General features: G+C 73.3%; 17 protein-coding genes. 10 read left to right on the top strand and 7 right to left on the bottom strand.

What is annotated here, in order from left to right; genetic code table 11:
- Positions 1-471 precede the first annotated feature (471 nt).
- Entirely contained in the window at positions 472-921 is a 450-nt protein-coding gene (locus ACFXOZ_RS38630; protein ID WP_375892293.1) for a PTS glucose transporter subunit IIA, read from the top strand.
- Between the two features lie 103 nt (positions 922-1,024).
- Positions 1,025-2,695 (top strand): phosphoenolpyruvate--protein phosphotransferase, encoded by a 1,671-nt coding sequence (gene ptsP, locus ACFXOZ_RS38625; RefSeq protein WP_375892295.1) that lies wholly within the window; start codon positions 1,025-1,027, stop codon positions 2,693-2,695.
- 94 nt (positions 2,696-2,789) lie between these two features.
- Here ptsP and ACFXOZ_RS38620 read toward each other — a convergent pair whose 3' ends face one another.
- The 3 genes from ACFXOZ_RS38620 to ACFXOZ_RS38610 form a co-directional block, all read right to left on the bottom strand.
- Positions 2,790-4,808 carry an acetoacetate--CoA ligase gene (locus tag ACFXOZ_RS38620; protein WP_380594639.1) on the bottom strand — a complete coding sequence of 673 codons (2,019 nt, stop codon included), beginning with the start codon at positions 4,806-4,808 and terminating at the stop codon, positions 2,790-2,792.
- 144 nt (positions 4,809-4,952) lie between these two features.
- Positions 4,953-5,501 carry an NUDIX domain-containing protein gene (locus ACFXOZ_RS38615; RefSeq protein WP_375892299.1) on the bottom strand — a complete coding sequence of 183 codons (549 nt, stop codon included), beginning with the start codon at positions 5,499-5,501 and terminating at the stop codon, positions 4,953-4,955.
- A gap of 21 nt (positions 5,502-5,522) precedes the next feature.
- On the bottom strand, positions 5,523-6,473 hold the full coding sequence (locus ACFXOZ_RS38610) for an NUDIX domain-containing protein (protein ID WP_380594637.1): 951 nt from the start codon (positions 6,471-6,473) through the stop codon (positions 5,523-5,525).
- 161 nt (positions 6,474-6,634) lie between these two features.
- Between ACFXOZ_RS38610 and mmuM the strand changes: the two genes are divergently transcribed.
- From mmuM to ACFXOZ_RS38585, 5 genes are all read left to right on the top strand, one after another.
- Complete coding sequence (gene mmuM / locus ACFXOZ_RS38605; RefSeq protein WP_375892303.1) at positions 6,635-7,579, top strand: homocysteine S-methyltransferase; 945 nt, start codon at positions 6,635-6,637, stop codon at positions 7,577-7,579.
- Between the two features lie 135 nt (positions 7,580-7,714).
- Entirely contained in the window at positions 7,715-8,479 is a 765-nt protein-coding gene (locus ACFXOZ_RS38600) for an IclR family transcriptional regulator (RefSeq protein WP_375892305.1), read from the top strand.
- Positions 8,480-8,787: 308 nt separating this feature from the next.
- Complete coding sequence (locus ACFXOZ_RS38595; protein ID WP_380403528.1) at positions 8,788-9,498, top strand: MIP/aquaporin family protein; 711 nt, start codon at positions 8,788-8,790, stop codon at positions 9,496-9,498.
- Between the two features lie 113 nt (positions 9,499-9,611).
- On the top strand, positions 9,612-11,132 hold the full coding sequence (gene glpK, locus ACFXOZ_RS38590) for a glycerol kinase GlpK (RefSeq protein ID WP_375892307.1): 1,521 nt from the start codon (positions 9,612-9,614) through the stop codon (positions 11,130-11,132).
- Between the two features lie 174 nt (positions 11,133-11,306).
- Complete coding sequence (locus tag ACFXOZ_RS38585; protein ID WP_375892308.1) at positions 11,307-12,902, top strand: FAD-dependent oxidoreductase; 1,596 nt, start codon at positions 11,307-11,309, stop codon at positions 12,900-12,902.
- A gap of 123 nt (positions 12,903-13,025) precedes the next feature.
- Here ACFXOZ_RS38585 and ACFXOZ_RS38580 read toward each other — a convergent pair whose 3' ends face one another.
- A complete protein-coding gene (locus ACFXOZ_RS38580) occupies positions 13,026-14,246 on the bottom strand; it encodes an amidohydrolase family protein (RefSeq protein ID WP_380530864.1) in 1,221 nt (406 codons plus the stop codon).
- 83 nt (positions 14,247-14,329) lie between these two features.
- On the opposite strand from ACFXOZ_RS38580, the gene ACFXOZ_RS38575 reads away from it, so the two are divergent.
- On the top strand, positions 14,330-14,953 hold the full coding sequence (locus ACFXOZ_RS38575) for a TetR/AcrR family transcriptional regulator (protein WP_375892311.1): 624 nt from the start codon (positions 14,330-14,332) through the stop codon (positions 14,951-14,953).
- A 72-nt stretch (positions 14,954-15,025) separates the two neighbouring features.
- Here the strand turns inward: ACFXOZ_RS38575 and ACFXOZ_RS38570 are convergent, their stop codons facing one another.
- Entirely contained in the window at positions 15,026-16,414 is a 1,389-nt protein-coding gene (locus tag ACFXOZ_RS38570; protein ID WP_380594641.1) for a gluconate:H+ symporter, read from the bottom strand.
- Between the two features lie 2 nt (positions 16,415-16,416).
- Positions 16,417-16,971 (bottom strand): gluconokinase, encoded by a 555-nt coding sequence (locus ACFXOZ_RS38565; RefSeq protein ID WP_380594635.1) that lies wholly within the window; start codon positions 16,969-16,971, stop codon positions 16,417-16,419.
- Between the two features lie 149 nt (positions 16,972-17,120).
- Here ACFXOZ_RS38565 and ACFXOZ_RS38560 point away from each other — a divergent pair, with 149 nt between their 5' ends.
- The gene (locus ACFXOZ_RS38560) at positions 17,121-17,816 is read left to right on the top strand and encodes a FadR/GntR family transcriptional regulator (RefSeq protein ID WP_375892315.1); all 696 of its coding nucleotides are present in this window, start codon (positions 17,121-17,123) and stop codon (positions 17,814-17,816) included.
- A 160-nt stretch (positions 17,817-17,976) separates the two neighbouring features.
- Entirely contained in the window at positions 17,977-18,402 is a 426-nt protein-coding gene (locus ACFXOZ_RS38555; RefSeq protein WP_380594633.1) for a hypothetical protein, read from the top strand.
- Here the strand turns inward: ACFXOZ_RS38555 and ACFXOZ_RS38550 are convergent.
- Entirely contained in the window at positions 18,395-19,153 is a 759-nt protein-coding gene (locus tag ACFXOZ_RS38550) for a metallophosphoesterase (protein ID WP_380530856.1), read from the bottom strand. The genes ACFXOZ_RS38555 and ACFXOZ_RS38550 overlap by 8 nt on opposite strands.
- Positions 19,154-19,271 lie beyond the last annotated feature (118 nt).

Here is a 19,271-nt window from a genome sequence, read left to right as displayed (position 1 = left end):
GGAACGGACGCTTCCTTCGGACCGCCTTCCAGCGGGCCCTCCGGGCGCTTCGTTCTTTCGTGTTTCCAGCTTACCAGATGTTTTCCGCTCCGTTTACCGGGGCTTTTTGCATCTGAAATCTGGTGTTAACCGCCAAGTTGTGGCGACTCGGCCAACCATAGCGGGTCGGTTGCCGGAGCGCGAATCGAGGCTCGCCACGGGTCACCCGGACGGCGGCATGATTTGTTGCTCTCGCGAGCATATACAGCAATGGTCCCGATTCGCCAAGATGGCTGTAGAGTGCGGCGCATCGGCTAAGAGGACTAGACCAGTCGCGGGTCGATGTGACGCCGGTCGGTAGACGGGTGGGGGCGTGGGTCTTCGCCCGGGAATGTCAACAGATGTCCGAAGTTGACATGATTTAGGCTTCAGTTGATCGTCGCGCCGCGCTCGCGGCCGCTTCGCTGTATTGCGTACTTGGGAGGCACAACCATGACCACTGTGACGTCGCCGCTGACCGGACAGGTCGTCGGGCTCGCGGGCGTTCCGGACCCGGTGTTCTCGGGCGCGATGGTCGGCCCGGGCACCGCGATCGACCCGGTTCGCGAGCCCACCGAGGCGGTCGCTCCGGTGGACGGCGTCGTGGTCTCCATGCACCCGCACGCCTTCGTGGTGGTGGACGCGGACGGGCACGGTGTGCTGACCCACCTGGGCATCGACACGGTGCAGCTGAACGGCGAGGGCTTCGAGCTGCTCGTCAACAAGGGCGACACGGTGACCCGCGGTCAGGCCGTGATCCGGTGGGACCCGGCCGCGGTCGAGGCCGCCGGCAAGTCGCCGATCTCGCCGATCGTGGCGCTGGAGGCCGCTCCCGACTCCCTGGGCAACCTGGTCGAGTCCGGCGAGGCCCAGGCCGGCGACCAGCTGTTCAGCTGGAACTGACCCCTCGGTCACCGACACACACCCGCCCCGCAGGAGTTGACGGGGCGACCCGGCACTCAGCGGTTCCCGGCGGGGCCGCTCCTCTCAGCGGAGAAACAGGAACATGGAGAAGACACTGCGCGGCGTGGGGGTCAGCCACGGGGTCGCGATCGGCCAGGTGCGGCACATGGGCACGGCGGTCCTGGAGCCCCCGGCCACCCAGATCCCGACCGAGGACGCCCCGCGTGAGCAGGCACGCGCCCAGGCGGCCGTCGAGGCGGTCGCGGCCGACCTGATCGCGCGCGGCAACCTGGCCGGCGGCGAGGCGCAGGCCGTGCTGGAGGCCCAGGCGCTGATGGCGCAGGACCCGGAGCTGATGGCCGACGTGTCCCGCCGGATCGCCGTCGGCAGCAGTGCCGAGCGCGGCGTGTACGACGCCTTCGCGGCCTACCGGGCGCTGCTGGCCTCCGCCGGGGAGTACCTGGCCGGGCGTGTCGCCGACCTGGACGACGTGCGCAACCGCATCGTGGCGCGCCTGCTGGGCGTGCCGATGCCGGGCGTGCCGGACAGCGACGAGCCGTACGTGCTGTTCGCGCGGGACCTGGCGCCGGCCGACACCGCGCTGCTGGACCCGACGCTGGTGCTCGGCTTCGTGACCGAGGAGGGCGGGCCGACCAGCCACAGCGCCATCCTGGCGCGGGCCATGGGCGTGCCGGCCGTGGTCGCGCTGTCGGGGGCGACGGACGTCGCCGAGGGCACCGTCGTCGCGGTGGACGGCAGTTCGGGCGACGTGCTGCTGGACCCGTCGCAGGAGAAGCAGGACGAGCTGCGGGCGGTCGCCGCCGAGCGCAAGGCCGCGCTGGCCGCCTCCTCCGGCCCGGGGCAGACCTCGGACGGGCACCGGGTGCCGCTGCTCGCCAACGTGGGCGGCCCGGCGGACGTGCCGGCCGCGCTGGAGAACGGTGCGGAGGGCGTCGGCCTGTTCCGTACCGAGTTCCTGTTCCTGGACGACTCGGCGAAGGCTCCCAGCGAGGAGAAGCAGGTCGAGGCGTACCGCAAGGTGCTGGAGGCCTTCCCGGAGGGCCGGGTCGTGGTCCGGGCGCTGGACGCGGGCGCGGACAAGCCGCTGGACTTCCTGACCCCGGCCGACGAGCCGAACCCGGCGCTGGGCGTGCGCGGTCTGCGCACCCTGCTGGAGCACCCGGAGGTGCTGCGCACCCAGCTGCGGGCGCTGGCCACGGCGGCCGCGGGCCTGCCGGTGCACCTTGAGGTGATGGCCCCGATGGTGGCCGACCGCAAGGACGCCGCGGACTTCGCCGCCGCGTGCCGCGAGGCCGGGCTGGACGCCAAGTTCGGTGCGATGGTGGAGATCCCGTCGGCCGCGCTGCGGGCCCGGTCGATCCTCCAGGAGGTCGAGTTCCTGTCGCTGGGGACCAACGACCTGGCCCAGTACACCTTCGCCGCCGACCGTCAGGTCGGTGCGCTGGCCCGGCTGCAGGACCCGTGGCAGCCGGCGCTGCTGGACCTGGTCGCCGCGGCCGCCGAGGCCGCGCAGGCGACCGGCAAGAGCTGTGGCGTCTGCGGTGAGGCGGCGTCCGACCCGCTGCTGGCCGTGGTGCTGACCGGTCTGGGCGTCACCAGCCTCTCCATGGGCTCGGCCTCGATCCCCTACGTCCGGAGCACGCTGGCGAAGTACACGCTGGCGCAGTGCCGCCGGGCCGCCGAGGCGGCCCGGGCCGCGGACAGCGCCGAGGAGGCGCGGGCCGCCGCGCAGCAGGTGCTCTCCGGCGAGTAGGAGCCGGGACCGGGAAGAGTAGGACCCGGGAAACGCTGAAGGGGCGCCCCCACCGCACCGGTGGGGGCGCCCCTTCGGCGTTCGCCCGGGTCGGTCAGGCCTGGCGGTCGACCCGGAGCCGCTCGAAGAAGCGCAGGTGGTCGAGGTTGTCGACCGAACCGGGGTTGACGGCCTGCTCCAGCGGGGTGCCGGAGAGGATCCGCTTGACCGGGACCTCGATGCGCTTGCCGGTCAGCGTGTGCGGCAGGCCGCGGACGGCGATCACCTCGTCCGGGACGTGGCGCGGGGAGAGCTCGGTGCGCAGCGAGGTGCGGATGCGGCCGATGAGGTCGTCGTCGAGTTCGGCGCCGGGGGCGAGGACGACGAACAGCGGCATCCAGTAGCCACCGTCGGGCTCCTCCAGGCCGATGACCAGGGACTCGGCGATCTCGGGGAGACGCTCGACCACCTCGTAGATGTCCGAGGAGCCCATCCGGACGCCCTGGCGGTTGAGGGTGGAGTCGGAGCGGCCGTGGATGACGACGGTGCCCCGGGAGGTGACGGTGATCCAGTCGCCGTGGCGCCAGATGCCGGGGTAGGTGTCGAAGTAGCTGTCGTGGTACCGGGTGCCCTCGGGGTCGTTCCAGAAGCCGGTGGGCATCGACGGGATCGGCTTGGTGACGACGAGCTCGCCGACGGTGTCAGTGTGCGGGTGGCCCTGGACGTCCCAGGACTCGACGGCGGCGCCCAGGCAGGGGGCCTGGATCTCACCGAGGTACACCGGCAGGGTGGGGACGCCGCCGACGAAGCAGGAGCAGACGTCGGTGCCGCCGCTGACCGAGGCGAGCCAGACGTCCTGCTTGACCTCGTCGTAGATCCATCGGAAGCCGTCCGGCGGGAGCGGGGAGCCGGTGGTGCCGATGCAGCGGACGGCGGAGAGGTCGAGTTCGCGGCCGGGGTGCAGCTCGGCCTTGCGGCTGGCGATGACGTACGCGGCGGAGGTGCCGAGGACGGTGGCGCGGGTGCGGGCGGCGACGGACCACAGGGCGCCGGTGTCGGGGTGGCCGGGGCTGCCGTCGTAGGTGACGATCGTGGCCCCGACCAGGAGGCCGGCCAGCAGGAAGTTCCACATCATCCAGCCGGTGGAGGTGTACCAGAGGAAGCGGTCCCGGGGGCCGAGGTCGAGGTGGAGGCCGGCCTGCTTGAGGTGTTCGAGCAGGATGCCGCCCTGGCTCTGGACGATGGCCTTGGGCAGGCCGGTGGTGCCGGAGGAGTAGAGGACCCAGAGCGGGTGGTCGAAGGGGACCGGCTCGAACACCGGCACCACGTCCTCGGCGACCAGGTCCTCCCACCGGAGGGCGCCCTCGGGGGCCGGGGCGCCGAGCAGCGGGACGTGCACCACGGTGTGCAGACTGGGGAGTTCGCGGCGCAGCTCGGCGACGACCTCGGTGCGGTCGTGGTCCTTGCCGCCGTAGTGGTAGCCGTCGACGGCGAAGAGGACCGCGGGTTCGATCTGCTGGAGGCGGTCGAGGACGCTGCGGGCGCCGAAGTCGGGGGCGCAGCTCGTCCAGACGGCGCCGACGGCGGCGGTGGCGAGCAGTGCGACGGCGGCCTGCGGGATGTTCGGCAGGTAGGCGCTGACCCGGTCGCCGGGGCGGACGCCGCGGGCGCGCAGGGCGGCGGCCAGCGAGCCGACCTGGCGGCGCAGTTCGGACCAGCTGAGGGCGGCCGGCTGCTCGGTGGTCTCGTCCAGGTGGAGGATCGCCGGGCGGTCGGCGTTCGCCTCGTCCTCGGCGGCGCGCAGGGCGTGCTCGGCGTAGTTGAGGCGGGCGCCGGGGAACCAGCGGGCGCCGGGCATGGCCGGGTCGGCGAGGACGGCCTCCGGGGCCTCGGTGAAGCGGACGTCGAACCACTGCGTCACCGCGGTCCAGAAGCGGTCGAGGTCGGCGGTGGACCAGGCGTGCAGGTCCGCGTAGCGCTGGGCGGCCTGCTGGTCGTCGGCGGCCGGAGCGAGCGGGGCGGCCGGGGCTCCGTGGTGTTCGGCGGCCCAGGCCTGGAAGGCGACCAGGCTGGTGGCGGCGGCGCGAGCGGGGTTGGGGCGCCAGAGCGGCTGGTCCTGGGTTGGGGTGCTCACGGTGGTGGTCTCCCGGCCGGTGGTGGGGACGGGTGAGCTCGTGGCCAACCCGTCCGGTTGGGCTGTCGGTGCAGACCATGCCATGCGAGCGGCCGCCGCGCCAGGGTCGGCCGGGCGTTGCGCCACCCCTCGGCGGGCCGCCCCTCAGCGGGGGGTGAACTCGCCGTCGAACCAGCGGCGCAGGATGCCGTTGTGGAAGTCCCAGACCAGCGCGGTGTCGGCGGTGGCCAGCAGCCAGCCCTCGGTCTCGTCGGTGGGGAGGGAGGGCGGGAGTTCGGCGAGCGGGCGGGCGGGGAGGAGTCCGCAGAGCATGATGAAGCGGCCGTTGGGGTCGGAGGCCGTGTGGATCAGGCGGACGTCGGCGGCGTCGGCCAGGATGCCGGTCTCCTCGGCGAGTTCGCGCACGCAGGCCTGCTGCCAGCTCTCGCCGAAGTCCATGTAGCCGCCGGGGAAGGCGAGTTCGCCGTAGCCGGGTTCGATGGTGCGGCGGATGACGACCAGGGCCGGCTCGGCGTCGGGCCGGGTGACGGGCAGGACGGTGACGGCGACGGGCAGCGGGTTGCGGTAGCTGATCTCGGCGCAGCCGGGGCAGGTGCGGGGCCAGCCGTCGGTGCCGGGCGCGTACGGCGTGCCGCAGAAGTGGCAGTGGGAGAACGGCCGGTGGGTGGTGCGGGTCGCTTCGTCGGTGGTCATGGGCGGATGGTAGCCCGGGGCTCAGCGGGGCCGGTCGTCGGTGGCGGATGCGCCGGGGCCCGGGCCGTCCTCGCGGGCGGGGCGGAGCAGGGCGGGGTGCAGCAGTCGGGCGCCGCCGGCGTGGTAGGTGCGGGCGCGGGGGCCGCCGCGGGCGCCGCCGCGCTGGGTGGTGGTGCCGGTGCTCTCGACGAAGCCGGGGGCGGAGAGGACCTTGCGGTGGAAGTTGCCGGGGTGGAGCTTCTCGTCCCAGACGGCCTCGTAGACGGCGCGGAGGTCGGGGATGGTGAAGTCGTGGGGCAGGAAGGCGGTGGCGAGCGGGCTGTACTCCAGCTTGGCGCGCACCCGGTCGAGGCCGTCGGCCAGGATGCGGGCGTGGTCGAAGGCGAGCCGGATCGGCTGCGGTGCGACCGGCGGGGGGCCGGTGTGCCCGTCGACGCCACCCCCGTGGGTGTCGGCGGGCACACCGGCGGCTGGGGCGCGGTCCGGGGGCCGCGGGGCCGGGTCGAGATCGGCCACCGGGTGCCAGGCGGCGGCCGCGGCGTCCGTGCCGGCCTGCGGGTCGGGCAGGTCCGGGGCGAAGGCCAGGTAGGCGACGGAGACGACGTGCATCCGCGGGTCCCGCTCGGGGGCGCCGTAGGTGCCGAGTTGTTCGAGGTGCAGGCGGCAGAGCGCGGCCTCGGCCTCGGAGACGCCCTGGAGGCCCGTCTCCTCGGCGAGTTCGCGGGCGGCGGCCTCGTCGAGGCCCTCCTCCCCCGCCCGCAGGAAGCCGCCGGGCAGCGCCCAGCAGCCTTGGTAGGGCGGGGCGCCGCGCTCGACCAGCAGCACGTGCAGCCGGCCGCCGCGCAGCGTCAGGGCCACCACGTCGACGGTGACGGCGATCGGGGCGTAGGCGCGCGGGTCGTACGCGGCGAGCCACTCCTGCTCGGCCGTGGGCCCGGCGGCGGGCTGGGGGGACGCGTCGTCCGCTGCCATCGCCGGCTCCTCTCCGCGCCCCTGGGGCACCTGGTGCTGTCGTTCTCGGGATGAGCACAACGTAACGACTCCGTTCCCCGGCGGCAAACGGTTTTCCCGGTCGGCGGGGGGCTCCGGCTTCTAGGCTGTGACCAGGAACGACCGCGCCCGAGGAGACCGAGATGCCCACTGCTCCCCCGCCGGACTTCGCCACGGCACTGGCGGCCGGCCCGCTGGTCCTGGACGGCGGGATGTCCAACCAGCTGGCCTCCGCGGGGCACGACCTGTCGGACGCGCTGTGGTCGGCGCGGCTGCTCGCGGACGACCCGGACGCCGTGGTGGCGGCGCACCGGGCGTACTTCGCGGCGGGGGCCGACGTCGCGATCACGGCGAGCTACCAGGCGAGCTTCGCGGGCTTCGCCCGGCGCGGGGTGGGGCACGCGGCGGCGGCCCGGTTGCTGGCGAGCAGTGTGGAGCTGGCCCGGGAGGCGGCGCGGGCCGAGCCGGGCGGCCGGCGGCGCTGGGTGGCGGCCTCGGTCGGCCCGTACGGGGCGGTGCTGGCGGACGGTTCGGAGTACCGGGGCCGGTACGGGCTGGACCACGCGGAGCTGGTGGCGTTCCACCGGCCCCGGCTGGAGGTGCTGGCGGCGGCCCGGCCGGACGTGCTGGCGCTGGAGACGGTGCCGGACGCGGACGAGGCGCGGGCGCTGCTGGAGCTGGTGCGCGGGCTGGGGGTGCCGGCCTGGCTGTCGTACAGCGTGGCGGACGGCCGGACCAGGGCCGGGCAGCCCTTGGAGGAGGCGTTCGCGCTGGCCGCGGAGGTGGACGAGGTGCTGGCGGTGGGTGTGAACTGCTGCACTCCGCGGGACGCGGACCTGGCGGTGGCGGTGGCCGCGGAGGTGACCGGGAAGCCGGTGGTGGTCTACCCGAACAGCGGGGAGCACTGGGACCCGGACCGCCGGGACTGGCGCGGGGAGCCGACCTTCCGCTCGGCGCGGGTGGGCGGCTGGCTGGCGGACGGCGCGCGGCTGGTCGGCGGCTGCTGCCGGGTCGGCACCGACGGGATCGCCGCGCTGGCGGCCGAGGTGTCGGTGCGGCGCGGGCTGCTCAGCGGGGTGGAAGGGTAGCGGGCGCGGAAGGTTAACACCGGGTCGAGCGCGGGTTACCGAGGGGGAAGGTGCACGGACGGACGGCGGCCTGGCAGACTCGTCCCGTCACCACTGCGGTCGACAATGTCGACCGCCTGTCGTCCGGAGGTATCCATGCCCGGCCCGATCCAGTCGCTCTCCCGGGCCGCCGCGATCATGCGCCTGCTGGCCGGCGGCGAGCGCCGCCTGGGGCTGTCCGAGGTCGCGACGGCACTGGACCTCGCCAAGGGCACCGCGCACGGCATCCTGCGCACGCTGCAGCAGGAGGGGTTCGTCGAGCAGGACCCGGAGAGCGGCAAGTACCAGCTGGGCGCCGAGCTGCTGCGGCTGGGACAGAGCTACCTGGACGTGCACGAGCTGCGGGCGCGGGCGCTGGTCTGGGCGGACGACCTGGCCCGGGCGGCCGGGGAGACCGTCTACCTGGGGGTGCTGCACCAGCAGGGCGTGCTGATCGTGCACCACGTGTTCCGGCCCGACGACACCCGGCAGGTGCTGGAGGTCGGCTCGATGCAGCCGCTGCACAGCACCGCGATCGGCAAGGTCCTGGTGGCCTACGACCCGGTCGCGCGCGGGGAGTTGGGCGACGGTCCGTACGAGTCGTACACCGTGCGGACGCTGACCGAGGCGAGCGACCTGGACGCCGAGTGCGCGCTGATCCGCGAGCGCGGCTGGGCGGACTCGATCGAGGAGACCTGGGACGGCGTGGCCTCGATCGCGGCGCTGATCCAGGACCGGCGGCGCAACCCGGTGGGCGCGGTGTGCATCAACGGGCCGGTCGAGCGGGTCTGCGAGGACGGCTTCGTGAAGCCCTCGCTGGTGGCCTCGGTGCGCAGCGCGGCGCGGGCGATCTCCCGCGACCTGGGCGCCGGGCGGTTCTGAGCAACGCGGTCGATTCGTCACGCTGAGGCGCGGACGGGCGGTGAGCCTGTCCGCGCCTTGGCGTTTTGCCCCGATTCGGGCCGCTCCGCTGGGTAACTTCGGGGGACCTTCCGAGGGAAGGGTCACAGCTGCGTAACCCCGCCTTGACGCGGGGCCGACCTGGGGAGGAAGCTTCCGCATGACGGTCGACATTGTCGAACGATGGCCGGGAAGATCACTCCCACGGCGCGCTCACCCGCACAGGGATCCACCGGCCACCTGCCCCCACCCGCACTTCGGGCCATGACAAGGGAGTCTTTGTGTCCGCCATCTCCAACGGCGACGTCTTCGTCGGCGAAACCCTCGGCACCGCCGCCCTGATACTCCTCGGCGGCGGCGTCTGCGCCGCCGTGACCCTCAAGAAGTCGAAGGCCTTCAACGCCGGCTGGCTGGCGATCACCTTCGGCTGGGGCTTCGCGGTCCTCATCGCCGCCTACATGACCGGGGCCAAGTCCGGCGCCCACCTCAACCCGGCCGTCACCATCGCCATCGCCGTCAAGACCGGCGAGTGGAGCCAGGTGCCGCTCTACATCGGCTCCCAGCTGCTCGGCGCGATCATCGGCGCCGTCATGGTCTGGCTCGCCTACCTCGGCCAGTTCCAGGCCAACACCGAGCCCACCCTCGGCATCTTCTCGACCGGGCCCGAGATCCGGAACCCGCTCCAGAACGTGATCACCGAGGTCATCGGCACCTTCGTGCTCTGCATGGCGATCCTCACCCTCGGCACCACCAAGGGCCTGGGCGACAGCGGCATGGGCACCCTGATCGTCGCCCTCACCGTCGTGGGCATCGGCCTCTCCCTCGGTGGCCCGACCGGCTACGCGATCAACCCGGCCCGCGACCTCGGCCCGCGCATCGCCCACACCTTCCTGCCGATCCCGAACAAGGGCGGCTCGGACTGGTCGTACGCCTGGATCCCGGTCGTCGGCCCGATCCTGGGCGGCCTCGCGGCCGGCGGCGTCTACAACGCCCTGTTCTAAAGGCCCGGTTGGAAACCGCCGAGCACGGGGACTGACCGGACGTACGGGTAACGAACGTCCGTGTCAGGCCCACCCACCCCGTAACCCCCGAACTTGAGCCGAGGACCCTCCACATGACCTCCACCGGTAACTACATCGCCGCGATCGACCAGGGCACCACCTCCAGCCGCTGCATCATCTTCGGCGCCGACGGCCGGATCGTCTCCGTCGACCAGCAGGAGCACCGGCAGATCTTCCCCCAGCCCGGCTACGTCGAGCACGACGCCGCCGAGATCTGGACCCGGGTGCAGTCGGTCGTCCGCGGTGCGCTGGAGAAGGCCGGCCTGACCAAGGACGACATCCGCGCGATCGGCATCACCAACCAGCGCGAGACCACCGTCCTGTGGGACAAGAACACCGGTGAGCCGGTGCACAACGCGCTGGTGTGGCAGGACACCCGCACCGAGGCGCTCTGCCGCGAACTGGGCCGCAACGTCGGCCAGGACCGCTTCCGCCGCGAGACCGGCCTCCCGCTGGCCAGCTACTTCGCCGGCCCGAAGATCCGCTGGCTGCTGGACAACGTCGAGGGCCTGCGCGAGCGCGCCGAGGCCGGCGACATCCTGTTCGGCACCATGGACACCTGGGTGATCTGGAACCTCACCGGCGGTGTGAACGGCGGCAAGCACGTCACCGACGTGACCAACGCCAGCCGCACCATGCTGATGAACCTGAACACCCTGGCGTGGGACGAGAAGATCGCCGACTCGATGGGCGTGCCGCTGACCGTCCTCCCGGAGATCCGCTCCTCCGCCGAGGTCTACGGCGAGGCCGTCGGCGACCTGGCCGGCGTCCCGGTCGCCGCCGCGCTCGGCGACCAGCAGGCCGCCCTGTTCGGCCAGACCTGCTTCAACGAGGGCGAGGCCAAGTCGACCTACGGCACCGGCACCTTCCTCCTGCTGAACACCGGCGAGAAGATCGTCAACTCGTACCACGGCCTGCTGACCACGGTCGGCTACCGGATCGGCGACCAGGCCCCGGTCTACGCGCTGGAGGGCTCGATCGCCGTCACCGGCTCGCTCGTCCAGTGGCTGCGCGACCAGCTCGGCATCATCTCCACCGCCGCCGAGATCGAGACCCTCGCCAACACCGTCGAGGACAACGGCGGCGCCTACTTCGTCCCGGCCTTCTCCGGCCTGTTCGCCCCGTACTGGCGCTCCGACGCCCGCGGTGTGATCGCCGGTCTGACCCGGTACGTCACCAAGGGCCACCTGGCCCGGGCCGTCCTGGAGGCCACCGCCTGGCAGACCCGCGAGGTCGTCGACGCCATGCAGAAGGACTCCGGGGTCGAGCTCACCGCCCTCAAGGTCGACGGCGGCATGACCAGCAACAACCTGCTCATGCAGAACATCGCCGACGTCCTGGACGCCCCGGTCGAGCGCCCGTACGTGGCCGAGACCACCGCCCTCGGCGCCGCCTACGCGGCCGGTCTCGCCGTCGGCTTCTGGAACGACCTCGACACCCTGCGGGCCAACTGGCACCGCGCCGCCGAGTGGACCCCGCGCATGGACGAGGACACCCGGGAGCGCGAGTACAAGAAGTGGCTCAAGGCCGTGGAGCGCACCATGGGCTGGGTGGAGGAGGAAGAGACCAACTGACCGACCCGCCGGTCGGGGCCCCGTGCCCCGGCCGGCCGCCCGCTGTTCCGGCACCGGGCGCAACCGTGTTCCACCGGCCCGCCGCACCGGGCCGACCGGCCTCTCCAGCAGGGGCCGCACCGCACCCGAGAGGAGTAACGGCGCAGCCGGAACAGCGCGCCGTACACAACCACCATGGCAACCATCCCGACCCTGGGCGCCGAGCGCACCGCCGGCCGCACCGCTTCCCGCGCCGAGACCCGTGAGCTGCTCGGCAAGGCCACCTACGACCTGCTGGTGATCGGGGGCGGCATCCTCGGCACGGCCGTCGCCTGGACCGCGTCCCAGGCCGGCCTGAAGGTCGCCATGGTCGACGCCGGCGACTTCGCCGGCGCCACCTCCAGCGCCTCCTCCAAGCTCGTCCACGGCGGTCTGCGCTACCTGCAGACCGGCGCGGTCAAGCTCGTCGCCGAGAACCACAAGGAGCGCCGCGCGCTCTCCACCGACGTGGCCCCGCACCTGGTCAACCCGCTGACCTTCTTCGTGCCGGTCTACAAGGGCGGCCCGCACGGCGCGGCCAAGCTCGGCGCCGGCGTGTTCCTCTACTCGGCGCTGTCCGCCTTCCGCGACGGCATGGGCCGGGTCTCCACCGCCGCGCACGCCGCCCAGCAGGTGCCCGCGCTGCGCACCGAGGGCCTGCGCTCGGTGGCCGTCTACGGCGACCACCAGATGAACGACTCGCGCGTCGCGGTGATGACCGTGCGCGCCGCCGTCGACGCCGGCGCCGTGGTCCTCAACCACGCCGAGGTCACCGGTCTGCGCTTCACCGGCGGCCGGGTCACCGGCGCCGAGCTGCGCGACCGCCTGGACGGCAGCGAGTTCGGCGTGAACGCCCGCCTGGTGCTCAACGCCACCGGCCCGTGGGTCGACCACCTGCGCACGATGGAGGACGCCGGCGCCGCGCCGTCGATCCGCCTCTCCAAGGGCGCCCACGTCGTCGTCAAGCGCCGCTCGCCGTGGCGCGCCGCGCTGACCATCCCGATCGACAAGTACCGCGTCTCCTTCGCCATCCCGTGGGAGGACCACGTCCTCCTCGGCACCACCGACGAGGAGTACACCGGCGACCCGAAGGACGTCCGGGCCACCGAGGCGGACATCGACCAGATCATGGGCGAGGCCGCGCACGCGATCCGCGACGAGCACCTCGACCGCGACCTGATCACCTACTCCTTCGCCGGCCTGCGCGTGCTGCCCGGCGGCCCGGGTGACACCGCCGCCGCCAAGCGCGAGACCGTCGTCACCGAGGGCCGCGGCGGCATGCTGTCGGTCTCCGGCGGCAAGTGGACCACCTACCGGCACATCGGCCGCGCGGTGCTGGAGAAGCTGGCCCACGTGCCCGGCACCGGCCTCGCCGAGGACATGTCCCCGATCGCCCCGACCGTCCCGCTGCCGGGCGTCGGCGCGCCGAACGCCGTCGCGCACCGGCTGCTGATCGACCGCGAGCCGGGCTCGCGGATGGAGCCGCTGGTCGCCAAGCACCTGGCCAGCCACTACGGCACCCTGTCCTTCGACATCGCCCGCATGATCGACGAGAACCCGGAGCTCGGCCGGCCGATCCACGCCGACGGCCCGGACGTCTGGGCGCAGGTCGCCTACGCGGCCGACAACGAGTGGGCGTACACCACGGACGACGTGCTGCGCCGCCGCACCACCATGACGGTGCGCGGGCTGGACACCCCGGAGATCCGGGACGAGGTCGAGGCCTTCCTCGCGAAGCGTGGGAACAAGTAGGCACAGCCTCGCGAAGCGTGGGAACAAGTAGGCACAGCCTCGCGAAGCGCGGGAACAAGTAGACGCGTAACTGCGGTACGGCGGGCGGGCGTTCGGGGTTTCCCCGGGCGCCCGCCCGCGTCTTCACACCACGGCGCCCGCCCTGACCACGTGCCGGAGGTGCCGCTCCGGGCGGGTCAGCACGGTGAGGTCGGCCAGCGGGTCGCCGTCGACGACCAGCAGGTCCGCGTGCGCGCCCGGGGCGAGGGTGCCGATCTCCCCCGCCAGGCCGAGCAGCCGGGCCGCCGTGGTGGTCGCCGAGCGGAGCACGTCGAGGGCCGGCTGGACCTGGGCGCGCAGGGTGAACTCCTCCAGCTGGGCGTGGTGCAGCGGGCCGAGCAGGTCGCTGCCGTAGACCAGGTTGACGCCCGCGCGGTGGGCGAGCTCCAGGGCCTCCAGGCCGCGGTCGCGGACCTCGGCGAGCTTGGCCAGTGAGGCCGGCGGCAGGCCGGAGGCGGCGCCGAGCTTCGCGGTCCGCTCGTAGGCGACCAGGGTGGGGACCAGGAAGGCGTCCTTCTCCAGCAGCAGCGCGACGGTGGTGCCGTCCAGCAGGTTGCCGTGTTCGACGCAGCGCACGCCGGCCCGCAGGGCGCGGTCGATCGCGCGCGGGTGGTAGGCGTGCACGGTGACGTAGCGGTTGTGGTTCTCGGCCTCCTCGACGGCCGCCCGGATCTCCTCCTCGCTGTACTGGACCGCGGCGATCTCGTCGTGCGGGGAGGCGACGCCGCCGGAGAGCAGCACCTTGAGGTGCCGGGCGCCCTTGCGGAACTCGTCCCGGGCGGCGGCGCGCACCGCGTCCACGCCGTCGGCGATCCGGCCGAAGTGGGGGCGGGCCTCGCAGCAGGGCAGCGAGTCGTCGCCGAGCGGGCGCAGGTCGCCGTGGCCGCCGGTCTGGGAGAGCGCCTTGCCGCCGTGCAGCAGGCGCGGACCGGGGACGAGGCCCTCGGCCAGGGCGCGGGCCATGCCGTGGTCGGCGCCGCCGACGTCGCGGACGGTGGTGAAGCCGCGGCGCAGCATCCGTTCGGCCTCGGCCAGGGCGCGGACGGTGGCGTAGCCGGGCGTCCAGTTCGCGACGTCACGCAGGTCGAGCGAGGTGACCAGCAGGTGGACGTGGGCGTCGATCAGGCCGGGCAGCACGGTGGCGCCCCGTGCGTCCAGGACCCGGACCGCTTCGGTGGCGGCCGGCGGGCGGCCGGTGCCGGTGGCGGTGATCCGGCCGTCGGCGGCCTCCAGCCAGCCGGGGTCGGTGCGGGTGCCGTCCTCGGGGTGGAGCAGGTGGGCGTTGGTGATCAGCAGGCGGGTCATGTCCGGCTCCTTCGGCCGCGCGTGGTTCAGTACGGCTCGTATTGAATACGACTCGTACTGAATACACCATGTATCGTGCTGCTGTGAACCCACCCCCCACCGAAGCCGCCGCTCCCCGACCGCCCCGGCGGCGCGTCCACACCCGGGCCCGACTGCTCGCCGCGGCGAGCGAGCTGTTCCTCTCCGTCGGCTTCGCGCGGACGAGCATCGAGGACGTCTGCGCCGCCGCCGGGTACACCCGCGGGGCCTTCTACTCGAACTTCGCCGGCAAGGAGGACCTGCTGCTGGCCCTCTTCGACGACCAGGCCGCCCGGCGGATCACCGAGCTGGAGCGGCTCGCCGCCGCCTGCGAGGCGCTCGCGCCGCCGGAGCGGGCCCGGCTGCTGGTCGAGGCGCTGCTGCGGGTCGAGCCGGCGGAGAGCGGGTGGATCCTGCTGTTCCTGGAGTTCCGGCTGGTCGCGGCCCGGTCCGCGGAGCTGGCCGAACAGCTCGCCGCGCACGACCGGACGGTGGCGCGGGCGCTGGCCGACGTCCTGGAACGGGTGCTGCCCGAGCTGGTGCCGGCCGGAGCCGGGGCCGGGCGGACGGCGGCGGTCGTGCTGGCGGCGCGCGAGGGGGTGCTGGCCCGTACGGCGGCCGGCGGCGCGGCGGCCGAGGAGCTGCTGGCGGCCACCACGGCCGTGCTCTCGGGGCTGCTCGGGCACTGACCGCGAACGCCGCAGGGGCGGCACCCGTACGGTACGGGTGCCGCCCCTGCGGGCGAAGGCGCGCCGGGCGCGCTAGATGATCAGGCTCAACGGCATGATCAGGGCGATCGCGACCACCGAGATCACCGTCTCCATCACCGACCAGGACTTGAGCGTCTGCCCGACGCTCATTCCGAAGTACTCCTTCACCAGCCAGAAGCCGGCGTCGTTGACGTGCGACAGGAACAGCGAGCCGGCCCCGATCGCGAGCACCAGCAGGGCCGCGTGGGTCGAGGACATGTTCGCGGCGAGCGGCGACACGATGCCGGCCGCGGTGATGGTGGCGACCGTCGCCGAGCCGGTGGCCAGGCGGATCAGCACGGCGATCAGCCAGCCCAGCAGCAGCGCGGAGATGTGCCACTTGCCGGACCACTCGCTCACCGCGTTGCCGACGCCCACGTCGATCAGGGTCTGCTTGAAGCCGCCGCCGGCGCCGACGATGAACACGATGCCGGCGATCGGGCCGAGCGACTTTCCGACGGTGTCGGAGATCCGGGCCCGGTCGAAGCCGGCCGCCCTGCCGAGGGTCAGCATGGCGAGCAGGGTCGCGGCGAGCAGGGCGATCAGCGGGGAGCCGATGAAGTCGAAGACCCGCTGGCCGACCGCCTTCGGGTCGTCGATCACCACGTCGGCCAGGGCCTTGCCGAGCATCAGCACGACGGGCAGCAGGATGGTCGCCATCACCGCGCCGAACGACGGGGTGCGCTCGGACCTGGTGGTCTCCTCGGGGGCCGTGGCGGCCGGGACCTCCAGCGGGCCCACCCAGCGCTCGGCGACCCGGGCGAACAGCGGGCCGGCGATGACCAGGGTCGGGACGGCGATCAGCAGGCCGAGCGCCAGGGTGATGCCGAGGTCGGCCTTGAGCGCGTCGACCGCGACCAGCGGGCCCGGGTGCGGGGGCACCAGGCCGTGCAGCACCGACAGGCCGGCCAGGGCCGGGATGCCGACCCGCATCAGCGGCACGTTGCCGCGGCGGGCGACCAGCAGCACGATCGGGATCAGCAGGACGACGCCGACCTCGAAGAACAGCGGCAGGCCGAGCACGGCGGCGATCAGCGCCATCGCCCAGGGCAGCGCCTTGTTGCCGGTCCGGGACAGCACGGTGTCCGCGATGATGTTGGCGCCGCCCGAGTCCGCGAGCAGCTTGCCGAGCATCGCGCCCAGGCCGATCAGCAGACCGACGCTGGCCACGGTGGAACCGAAGCCCGTGGAGAAGCTGCTCAGCAGCTTGTCGAAGGGGACGCCCGCGACGGCGGCCAGCAGGCCGGAGCCGAGCGTGAGGGCGAGGAACGGGTGCAGTTTCAGCCTGGTGATCAGCAGGACGATCGCGCCGATGCTGAGCAGCACCGCGATCAGCAGCTGGGAGTCGCTGCCGGTGTGCGGCAGGGCCGGTGGGGCGGCCGCCAGGAGGGTGGGGGCAATACTCACGCGAGGTCTCCATTGACGGGCCGCAGCAGCGCCACGGCCATCTCGACGAGTTCTTCGGGGGACGGGCCCACGTCCAGGACGGCGCCGCGCTCGTCCGCACCCAGGGGCTCCAGGGTGGCGTACTGGGATCCGAGCAGCGACGACGGCATGAAGTGGCCGGTGCGGTGGGAGAGCCGGTCCTCGACCAGCTCGTGACCGCCGCTGAGGTGCAGGAAGAAGGCGGCCGGGGCGGCCGCGCGCAGGATGTCGCGGTAGCCGTGCTTCAACGCCGAGCAGGTGACCACGCCGCCGGCGCCGGACTCGGTGCGCTCCCCGAGCCAGGCGCCGATGGCGCGCAGCCAGGGTTCCCGGTCCCGGTCGTCCAGCGGCGTGCCGGCGGACATCTTGGCGATGTTGGCCGGCGGGTGGAACTCGTCCGCCTCGGCGAAGGGGAGATCGAGGCGGTCGGCCAGGAGGCGGGCCAGGGTGGTCTTGCCGACACCGGAGACGCCCATCACCACGACGGTGAGGGGGGTGCCCGGGAGGGCGCGGTTCTCGACGTTGAGAGCCATCGGTGGTGCTCCTTCGTTGCAGGCCGCCACTATCGCCTCAAAGATATGACGTATTCAAGTGCCGGAAACCAAATCGTCATACTTTTAGAGTGTGGGGTAGGTCGCAGGGCGGTGCGCGCCGCGCGGGGGCGGCCGTCTACCCTGGGCGGATGGAGATCCAGGGGCTGCCCGGCCGGGTGCTTGACGAGCTCGGGCCGGCGATCGCGTCCGGGGAGCTCCCCGAGGGCGCGGTGCTGCGCGCGGAGGACCTGGAGGAACGGTTCGGGGTGTCCCGGACGGTCGTCCGGGAGGCGGTGCGCGTCCTGGAGGGGATGCGCCTGGTGGCGTCCCGCCGGCGGGTCGGGATCACCGTCCAGCCGAAGTCGGTCTGGGACGTCTTCGACCCCATGGTGATCCGCTGGCGACTGGCCGGCGCCGACCGGCCCGCCCAACTGCGCTCGCTCGGCTCCCTGCGGGTGGCCGTCGAACCGGCCGCGGCCGCGCTCGCCGCGAGCCACGCCAGCGACGACGACCGGCGCGAACTCAGCTCACTGGCCGTGGAGTTGACGGTCGCCGCCCGGGAGGCCGACCTCACCACCTTCCTCGGGTACGACATCGCCTTCCACGCCCTCGTGCTGCGCGCCTCCGGGAACGAGATGTTCGCCCACCTCGGCGACACCGTCGGGGCGGTGCTCACCGGCCGGACCGAGTACCATCTGATGCCCCATCAGCCCGAGCCGTACGCGATCAGGCTGCACCGGGAGGTCGCCGACGCGATCTGCGGCGGCGACGCCGCGCACGCCGAACGGGCGATGCGGACGATCGTCACCGGCGCCCTGGAGGAGCTCGACCAGCAGTTGGGGTGAGCTCCCGCCGCCGCCTGCCCGGATGGCACGGTTTGACGGCAGTTCGGTGGATTCGGACGCATGGTCCGGGTTCGGCGGGGGCAGAGTGAGGTGAAGGGGGCGCAATTCGTGTGCGCCCGTTCCCCGTTCCAGCACCGGATCCGCGCCTGGGGGTCGCCCGATGTCCGCGCCACGCCGTCGCCGCCGCCTGCCCGACGAGGTGCGCTCCGCCGCAGTCCGGGCGGTGCTCTGCCTCTCCTTCACGCTGGTGGGCGTGGTCGTCGCGACCCTGGCCTCGTACGCGGGCAGTTGGCTGATGACACCCGCACTGATGGCGATGGGGCTGGGGGTGTTCGGCACGATGTGGTGCCTGCTGGAGATCCTGATCTCCCGCCAGGTGGCCGCCCAGCGGATGCGCGGGCCGAACTCCGCGCACCCGATGGCGGGCAGCCGGGCCGCCCCCGAACCGCTGGCGCCCCGCCCGTTCCCCCGGCCGGGCAGCGCGCCGCAGCAGCCCTACCGGTCGCCGCCGTCGCCGTCGCCGCAGCATCCGCAGGCGCAGGCGCCGACCACGTGGCCGGGCGGGGGCCGACGGACCGTCAGATGACGATCCGGTAGTGGGTGGTGAGCCGGGAGTCCCCGTCCAGGACGTGGAAGGCGAGCATCGGCGGGTGGTCGAAGGTGATGCCGCGGCCGCCCTCGCAGGGCAGGGTGGTGGTGGACACCACGCCGGGCGCGACCAGCACCGGAAGGCCCGCGAAGGTGGTCGCGGCGGGGGTGTGGGAGTGGCCGCAGAGCAGGGCGGCCACCCGGGGGTGGCGGCGGAGCACCCGTGCGAGCCGGACCTCGCCGTACTGGCGGATCCGGTCCACGCTCGGGATGTGCAGCTCGACCGGCGGGTGGTGGAAGGCCACCAGGGCCGGCGACTCCTGCTCTCCGGAGGCGAGTCGGTCGTCCAGCCAGTCGAGGGTGGCGTCCGCCAGCAGGCCGTCGTGCTGCCCGGGTATCGAGGAGTCGAGCATCAGCACGTCGACGCCGGGCAGCCGGTGCAGCCGGTTGACCGGGTCCGTCGACGGCGCCTCGCCGAGCAGCACCTCCCGGTACGGCTCCCGGACGTCGTGGTTGCCGGGGCAGGTGAGCACCGGGTGCCGGGACGCCAGCACCTCGGCGACCTGGCGGTACTCCTCGGGCGAGCCGTGGTCGGCGAGGTCGCCGGTGACCAGCACCGCGTCCAGCGGGCCGGGCAGGGCGTCGAGGTACGCCATCACCTGCTCGGCCCGCCGCCGGGCGCGCTTGCCGCCGTCCCGACGGTGGACCTGGCCGAGGTGGATGTCACTGAGGTGCGCGATCGTCAGCATGGCGGTCACGCTATACGGCCTGCCGCCGAACTCCCGTCGTTCGCCCGGAGGGCGGGCGGGGCGGCGTTGGGGTGCGTGCATCGCAAGGCGGAGGAGGGAGCCCAATGCAGCGCATTGG

Origin of the sequence: Kitasatospora sp. NPDC059160 (assembly GCF_042755465.1) — a bacterium.
Classification (GTDB): Bacteria; Actinomycetota; Actinomycetes; order Streptomycetales; family Streptomycetaceae; genus Kitasatospora.
The sequence above is the reverse complement of the archived record's forward strand: the minus strand, read 5'-3'. Positions and strand labels throughout refer to the sequence as shown.